The sequence below is a fragment of the Shewanella sp. 11B5 genome (assembly GCF_002836795.1).
GTDB lineage: Bacteria > Pseudomonadota > Gammaproteobacteria > Enterobacterales > Shewanellaceae > Shewanella > Shewanella frigidimarina.
In genome coordinates this window covers 1-1,560 of the sequence record NZ_PJAP01000841.1, presented here as the reverse complement: position 1 = coordinate 1,560, position 1,560 = coordinate 1, and the positions used below count along the sequence as shown (strand labels likewise).

Genomic DNA, 1,560 nt, shown 5'->3' with positions numbered 1-1,560 from the left:
TTATACTGATTATTTATCAGTGACTTAAAACTTACACTTTTGTAATGAATTTATGTCGTTTACGTACTGCTATTGATGAATATCGTCTCGTACTAAGCTGTGGCTAAAAAGCTGGGTGATTAACATGACATCAATTACCCAAACCCACTTTCATTGATTCTCGGTACTCAATTACGCTATAGAAGTTCTTGTTATCCAAGCAGTTTTTCAATGACAGCGTTAAGATCTTCTGGTTTTGTGGTTGGTGCATATCGTTCAATCACGTTTCCTTGTTTATCGACTAAAAACTTAGTGAAGTTCCATTTTATCGACTCACTACCTAAAAGGCCTTTGGCAGACTTTTTAAGATGTTGATATAACGGATGGCTGTTACTGCCATTGACTTCAATTTTACTAAATAATGGGAATGTCACGCCAAAGTTTAGTTCGCAAAATTGACTGATCTCATCTTCATTACCTTGTTCTTGTTTGCCGAATTGATTACAAGGAAAACCTAAAATAACTAAACCGCGATCTTTATACTGTTGATATAGTGTTTCAAGTGCTTTGTATTGTGGAGTGAAGCCACATTTACTTGCAGTATTAACAATAAGCAAAACGTTATCTTTAAAACTCTCCATAACAACATCATTGCCTTGAATGTCTTTTACGGAAATAGGGTAAATTGCTGCGGTCATGTGATGCTCCTTTATATGAAAGGTAAACTATAATGGGAAAGTGCTTAGCTGGCAATTAAGTTGTTGGCAACCTAATTTATCTGTTTGCTTATCAATACCAATTTCAATATAGTTGCGCATATTTTACTATCAAGAATTAAGGGCGGGCTGATGAGTGAATTAAAGAACGAACTTAGTTCTGAAGATGAAATCGACACCAGTTCACAACCACAGGCTGATGTCAGTCACGTGGTACATTTGTTAACTGAAGCCGAAGGTGATGAACAGGCCGAAGTGTTCAGTGAAATCTTGACTGAAGCAGAACCAGGCACAATTGCTTTATTATTAGAATCGTTACCGCTTGATGAACGTTATGAACGTTGGCAGCAAGTCGATGTTGAAGAGCGTGTAGACGTTCTAAACTTAATGCGCGCCGATCCTCGTTTAGGCATTGTTAAGAAAATGCCTGATGAGGAATTAGACTTACTCTTTTCTCAATTAAGTCCTGAAGACCTTATTGAATGGAGTGATTCATTACCTGACAACATTACCGATCGTGCATTAGCACAGATGGGTGAACGTCAGCGTAAGCATTTCGAACTATATGACCAATATTCTGAAAATGAAATCGGTCGTTATGCTGATCACCAGATGTTGGCATTAAGTCTTACATCTACCGTAGCACAAGGACAACGCTTTTTTCGTCGTATTGACTTAGATTGTAATGACCATCTTTTTTTAGTCGATCAAAACGATAAATATTTAGGTACAGTGCGTCGTTATGACGTTTTCAGAACTGCAGATCTTGATACTCAATTGCAGGTGTTAAAATGGGATGACAGCCGAGTAATATCTGCTGATTCATCTTTGATCGAAGCAGCCGAAGCCATTGAACATAGCCGCG

Annotated in this window: 2 protein-coding genes; one reads left to right on the top strand and one right to left on the bottom strand. The window is 37.9% G+C overall.

Features of this window, described 5'->3' with window-relative positions; genetic code table 11:
• Positions 1-191: 191 nt before the first annotated feature.
• Positions 192-677, bottom strand: a complete 486-nt coding sequence (locus CXF78_RS17000; protein WP_011638213.1) for a glutathione peroxidase — start codon at positions 675-677, stop codon at positions 192-194.
• A 150-nt stretch (positions 678-827) separates the two neighbouring features.
• On the opposite strand from CXF78_RS17000, the gene CXF78_RS16995 reads away from it, so the two are divergent.
• On the top strand, positions 828-1,560 hold a 733-nt coding region (locus tag CXF78_RS16995; protein WP_145991528.1), incomplete at its 3' end, for a magnesium transporter MgtE N-terminal domain-containing protein.